General features: G+C 61.2%; 3 protein-coding genes. 2 read left to right on the top strand and 1 reads right to left on the bottom strand.

Annotated features, from left to right (window positions below; all coding sequences use genetic code 11):
* Positions 1-1476: RCC1 domain-containing protein (locus AC0AP0_RS07575; RefSeq protein ID WP_490430001.1), on the top strand; the 1476-nt coding region annotated here is incomplete at its 5' end.
* Between the two features lie 522 nt (positions 1477-1998).
* Complete coding sequence (locus tag AC0AP0_RS07570) at positions 1999-5559, top strand: RCC1 domain-containing protein (protein ID WP_490429999.1); 3561 nt, start codon at positions 1999-2001, stop codon at positions 5557-5559.
* 186 nt (positions 5560-5745) lie between these two features.
* On the opposite strand, the gene AC0AP0_RS07565 is transcribed toward AC0AP0_RS07570, so the two are convergent.
* On the bottom strand, positions 5746-6348 hold a 603-nt coding region (locus tag AC0AP0_RS07565; protein ID WP_490429997.1), incomplete at its 5' end, for an MFS transporter.

The raw sequence follows: 6348 nt of genomic DNA, 5'->3' as shown, positions 1-6348 counted from the left end.
GCCTGGGGATTCAACAACTACGGCCAGCTCGGCAACGGAAATACCAGCAACCGAAATACACCAGTCATAGTGAAGAAGCCTGCAGGCGTGTCGACGGACTTCACCTACGTGCAGGTCAGCGCCGGAACCGATCATTCACTGGCCGTGGGCAGCGACGGATACGCCTACGCCTGGGGAAACAACAACAACGGCCAGCTCGGCAACAACACAACAAGCTTTTCGTCCGTCCCCGTGCGCGTATGCGATCCTTCCACAGGATCCAACGTTGATACGGGGCTGAAAGCCATACAGGTGAGCGCCGGAAGGTTGTTTTCGCTGGCAATCGACCAAGATGGGAACACATGGGCATGGGGAAACAACGACAACGGCCAGCTCGGCAACGGAAATACCAGGGGCACTAACACCCCTCAGTCAGTTCTGCTCGATCCCAAGCATGCGAGCACGGTGCTCAAAACTGTCCAAGTCAGCGCCGGGGATTTCCATTCGCTGGCAATCGACCAAGACGGGAACACATGGGCATGGGGACGCAACGACTATGGCCAACTCGGCAACGGAAAAACCAGCGGCACTAACGCGAATCCTACTCCCAGCTCGGTGCTGCTCGATCCCAAGCATGCGAGCACGGTGCTCAAAGCTGTCCAAGTCAGCGCCGGAGGCTCTCTTTCGTTGGCAATCGACCAAGACGGGAACACATGGGCATGGGGGCACAACGACTATGGCCAACTCGGCAACGGCAGCACAAGCAGCCTAAGGAATCCTGTCCCCAGTTCGGTGCTTCTCAACCCAAAGGATACAAGTACAGTGCTGAAGGCTGTGCAAGTGAGCGCCGGATGGGCTCATTCGCTGGCTGTCGACACGGATGGAAACGCCTGGGCGTGGGGACAAAACAACTATGGGAAGCTCGGCAACAACACCACGAGCGATCAACATTCCCCCGTGAAGGTGTTCGCTTCCGATCAATCTACAAGCAAGGCCGGCCCCTGGCTGAGCACAGCGCAAATTAGCGCCGGAGGGAATCATTCGCTGGCAATCGGCAAAGACGGTAACACAAGTGCATGGGGGTTCAACCGCTACGGTCAGCTTGGCAACGGCACCACCAGTGGCAACGACGCGAATCGTGTTCCGGTGCCGGTGACGTTCGACCTATCTCCAGTAATCACCGGTGTCAGCTTCGACGGCAAAGCCATCAAGGATATATCTAAAAGCCAGGACGATGGCAGCGTCACCGTGACCACGCCCCCTCATGAACCGGGCGAGGTCACGGTCAGCGTGGACTACACGCTGGGCGGCACAGGAAGCACCCTGACCTACGACTCCCTCAGATACACGTACACACCCTTGGGCGTGTTGCCTAGAGCCGGCGGTGAAGGCGTCCTGCTCGTCCTCGCCACCGGCATGACCAGCATGGGCGGGGTGCTGGCCTCCCGCCGCCATCTGAGAGAACAGAGACAGCTGCTACACACTTTGCACGAGTAAGAAAGGCCGGAACGGATTAATCCCCCCGCCCCGGCTTACATGGGGCGCACGGAGGAATGTCATACAAGGCTCAACCCCAAGTGAGCCGACACACCTCCCGCGCCCCCCACCACACTATTGTCAATTACTGCTGACAAAAAATTGAAGGCGGTTATGCGCTCCCCGCTTCTACACTGCAGATAGCGAAACGCGGGCAGGCAGGCCGATGGCACATGAGCACAAGTCAGCCCAGCCACTGTCCATACTCACATCCCAGATAATTGCTGTAAGCAGCCGCCCTCCTCAGCCGAGAGGATCATTGCAGCCGGGCGGCTGACTCTGGCTTATGTGCGCTGTTTGTGTGCTGGGTGGTTGGGCGAAAACAGGGGTGTCGTGGACCGGCTGGCTTTTCATTACTGGTTCCTGCGATGGGATGCAGGGCTGGCGGAGGCAGGAAATACGGCTTTCCGACAGTAATGACGTTAAGATATGGCAAGGCAGGCGGTGTTTATACCGCTTGATGTTGGTTGGGGGGTTGGTTTCATGCGTCTGGTTTCCCGTCTGCGTCGCGCGTTGGCGATGACGGCCGTCCTGTTGGGCCTGCTGGCAGGCCTGGGCGTCGCATCCGCCCAAGCGGACGCTCCTGCACCCGCCGGATCAGGCCCCCACGTAGCTGAACAAACCCCCGCCATTCCCCCCAACAGCGCAACCAATACTCCCCTGCCCTCACCTCCGGAAACCGCCTCGCCGTTAAGCTCGGCAACGCCAAATCCGGACATCCCGTCATCGCCGACGGGCACATCAGAAAACACAGACTCCGCTTCAGACAAGCCATCCGAGCAGACGGATGACCAGGCCTCGCATACGGTGCGCTTCGACCCGGCCGACGGCAGCAGGCCAACCCAGGCGAGCGTGAAGACCGGGACTCTCGCCGCCCCTCCGGAACACAATCCTCAGCGTGATGGCTTCCGGTTCGACGGGTGGATGCTTGACGGCCAGCCCTATGACTTCCAGGCCCCCATCCTCCAGGACACGACCCTGAAAGCCCAGTGGTCGAAAACCACGGACTGGATGCTGAGCCCGGACCACGGGCCCGCCACCGGCACCCGCCTGACCATCAACCCGCCCGACAAGCAAGAACCACGTTTCAGCAGCATCCACGCCGCAGGCGAACAGGCCGTCGGCCTGACCGGCGACGGCCGCATCTACACTTGGTCGCAAGAGGGCACACCCAAACAGGTGCCCTCCCCCGCCCAGGCTGCCGAAGGGTTCCATTACCTGCAGGCCGCAGCCGGCAGCCGGTGGCAGGCCGCCCTCGGCTCCGACCAGCAGGTCTACACCTGGACCAGCCAACAGGCCACGCCCACCATCCTCAACACTGACCGGAACACCGGGTTCACCAGCATCAGCACGGACAATGACCTGCTCCTGGCGGTGGACCGGCAGGGACAGGTCCACGCCTACCAGGCCAGCCAGGCCGGCAGCCAGGACCAGACCCCGGAATTCACCCAGAAGGCCACGGCCAGCCTGCCCGGGCAGGCGCAGGCCGTGACCGCCGCCGCCTCCGACAAGCGGATCCTCATCCTGGACGCGGACGGGCAAGCCTGGACCTGGGAGACGAGCAACACCGGAAAAACCGAGCCAGTACGCATTAAAACAAAATTCGAAATTCGCATCATCCAAGCCCAAGCCCTCAGCCAAGGGTTCCTCTTCCTGGACGCGGACAGGCAGGCCTGGTACCTGTCAGACGGCACGACCGCCATGACCCAGGTCAGCATGCCGGGCGGCGTGCAGGCCAGCAGGATCGCCGGCGACAAGGACCAGGCCATCATCACCGGCAGGGACGGCCAAGTCTGGGCCTGGAAGCCCGGCAGCAAACCCGTCCGGGCGGACAACAGGAGCCAGCCCTACATGCAGGCCGTCGAAGCCGACGGCAGGATCACCGCCACCAGCAGACAAGGCAGCCTATACCAGTGGAGCCTGGACGCTCAAGGCAAGCCCGGCAAGCCATCCAGGCTCGTCTCCAGCACCGCGTCCACACTGGAAACAGCCAGCCTGGACGGCCAGACGCTCACACTCACCAGGACCGGCGACGCCTGGCAGACAGACATGCCCGCCCGCAAACCCGGACCAGCCGCCATCACCATCACCGGCAGACAAGACAGCCAGCCCTTCACCAGAAGCCTCAAGTACACGGTCGACCAGCCCCTGACCAGGAACGCCGAACGAAGCTCTGCACTGACAATCCACTTCGACGCAGGAGAGGGAAACCCCAAACCCGCAGACCAGAATGTCTCCACCCCGTACGGCAGGGCCAAACGACCCTCCCCCGACCCGACACGCCAAGGCTACCAGTTCGACGGATGGTTCATCGGGCAGGTCGCCTACGACTTCAGCAGACCCGTCACCCAGAACCTCACCCTCACCGCCAAATGGACAAGCACAAGCGCCAGCAAGACGTGGAGTATCAATCCCGACAAAGGCAGCCGGACAGGAGGGCAACAGACCACCATCACACCGCCAGCGACTACCAACGGCATCAAATTCAACCAGATTGCCGGGTCAACAGACTATAGTTATGGTTTTTCCTTGGCGGTGGGTAGCGATGGGAACGCCTACGCCTGGGGAAACAACACGTATGGCCAGCTTGGCGACGGGACGACCGTCAACCCCCGGACTACGCCGGTCATAGTGAAGAAGCCTACAGGCACGTTGTCGGCTTTCACCTACGTGCAAGTCAGCGCCGGCGGCTCTCATTCACTGGCCCTCGGCAGCGACGGATACGCCTACGCCTGGGGAAACAATGGCGTTGGCCAACTCGGCAACAACACCACCAGCGGCGACAATGCGAATTCTGTTCCCGTGCGCGTACGCGACCCCAACAGCCCCACTGACACAGGCAAAGGACTGAAAGCCATACAGGTCAGCGCTGGAAGCAATCATTCTCTGGCACTAGGTAGCGATGGGAACGCCTACGCCTGGGGAAACAACGCGTATGGCCAGCTCGGCAACGGGACGACCGGCAACCCCCGGACTACGCCGGTCATGGTGAAGAAGCCTACAGGCACGCCGTCGGCTTTCACCTACGTGCAGGTCAGCGCCGGGAACAATTATTCGCTGGCCCTAGGCAGCGACGGATACGCCTACGCCTGGGGAAACAACCCATATGGCCAGCTCGGCAACAACACCAGCAGTGGGTTTTCCTCTGTCCCCGTACGCGTATGCAATCCCTCGACAAGATCCAACGTTAATACGGGGCTGAAAGCCATCCAGATCAGCGCCGGATTTTATCATTCAATGGCCGTGGGCAGCGACGGATACGCCTACGCCTGGGGAAACAACCCGAATGGCCAGCTCGGCAACAACACCAGAACATCTTCCACTGTCCCCGTGCGCGTACGTGACTCTGGCAACCCCTCCGATGCAAGCACAGGGCTGAAAGCCATTCAGATTAGCGCCGGAGGATGGCATTCACTGGCTATCGACACGGATGGGAACACATTGGCGTGGGGAGCCAACTGGTATGGTGGGCTCGGTAACAACGATTCGGGAGATCGGCTTACCCCTGTAAAGGTGTTCGCTTCCGAGCAGTCTACAAATGCAGTCGGCCCCTGGCTGAACGCTGCGCGAGTGAGCGCCGGATACTATAATTCGCTGGCGATCGACAAAAACGGGAACACCAAAGCATGGGGATGGAACGAATACGGCCACCTCGGTGACGGCACTACCGACGACTCTAAGGTCCCTGTGGCGGTGGCGTTCAATTTGCAGCCGGTGATCACCGGCGTCAAATTCGACCGCGATGCCGCAAAAGGCCTGACGCGCGGCGATGGCAACAGCGTTACCGTGACCACGCCCGCGCACCTACCTGGCACGGTCACGGTCAGCGTCGACTACACGCTGGGCGGCGCAGGAAGCACCCTGACCTACAACAACCTCCAATACACGTACATGCCTGTAGCGCCTCCAGGCGTGCTCCCCCGGGCTGGAGGGGAAGGCATCCTGCTCGCCCTGACCACCGGGATGACCGGCATGGGCGGGGTGCTGGCATCCCGCCGCCACCGCAGAGAACAACTACAGCTGCTACACGCTTCACACGAGTAAGACAGGCCGGGAACGGATCACCCCCCGGCCAGAACAGGGAGCAGGGAGGCCAGCGTCAATAAAGGCTCAAACCCCAAGTGAGCCGACACTCCTCCCGCGCTCCCACCACACATATCAGTCGACCGCCCAAGCGCAGCACAGGAAGCAACTCCTCTTTACACGCTCGGACGGTCGCCTACAACTGTTCTACTGCTGGTCTGCAGTCGTGGCGTAGATGGTCTTCTTGCAGATCAAATACACAACCAGGCCCAGCATGGACACAGCGGCCCCGATCAGCAGCAGGTTGCTGTAATTGGCAGCCGGACCAGTGGCGCCCATGATGCTGAAGCCCTCCAGGCTGGGTTTGCCCATCAGACCGCCGATGATGGCGATGCCGATGGAGCCGGTCACGTTCATAACCAGATCGTTCATGCCCACACCGCGGCCCGACTGGTCCTGAGGCAGGGTGTCAAGTACGGTGGAGACGATGGGCGAATACATCAGTCCGACCCCGGCATAGTAGACGCAGGCAGTCAGCGTCAGGGCCAGCAGGCCGGAGTTGACCACCAGTGCGGACCCTGCGAAGCCCAGAATCATCAGGCAAGCGGCGATGATGATGGCGGGCTTGCGGCCGATCCTGTCCACGATGGCGCCCGAGGTGGTGCCCAGCACAGCGGCCACCAGGAAGGCCCAGACCACATGCAGTGAGACCGTGGTGGTCGACACCTTGTAAACGTCACGCCCGATGGCGTTGAAGATGGGCGACATGCAGTAGTTCATGAAGTAGAAGATCAGGATCAGCCCGATGCC

Source organism: Bifidobacterium sp. POST2/T3 (B1) (genome assembly GCF_058197115.1).
This window is presented reverse-complemented; position numbering and strand designations above follow the sequence as displayed.